This is a genomic window from Methylobacterium sp. A54F (genome assembly GCF_053346035.1).
This window is the reverse complement of sequence record NZ_JBKFBF010000196.1, coordinates 1-288: the sequence shown is the minus strand read 5'-3', so window position 1 is coordinate 288 and position 288 is coordinate 1. Positions and strand designations below refer to the sequence as shown.

Annotated in this window: 1 protein-coding gene; it reads left to right on the top strand. The window is 75.0% G+C overall.

The window, feature by feature from the left end; genetic code table 11:
- Positions 1–111 precede the first annotated feature (111 nt).
- Positions 112–288: peptide chain release factor-like protein (locus ACLBXP_RS25940; RefSeq protein ID WP_447670663.1), on the top strand; the 177-nt coding region annotated here is incomplete at its 3' end.

The window sequence follows — 288 nt, the reverse complement described above, 5'->3', positions numbered from 1 at the left end:
CTCCTGGACGAGGCGTTCAAGCGCGGTCTTCACGCCCTGGCGGTGCGGGCCCGCACCCCGGCGGAAGCCGCCTGGGCGGCGGGCTCGGCCGAAAGGGGAGGGGGGAGGCCGGTGGCCCTGCACTGCACGCCCCACATCGCCATCGACGAGGCGGAACTCGACGAGAGCTTCGTGCGGCCCTCCGGGCCGGGCGGGCAGAACGTCAACAAGCTCTCGACGGCGGTGCAGCTGCGCTTCGACGTGCGCCGCTCCGCGGCCCTGCCGGACGCCGTGGCGGTGCGCCTGATG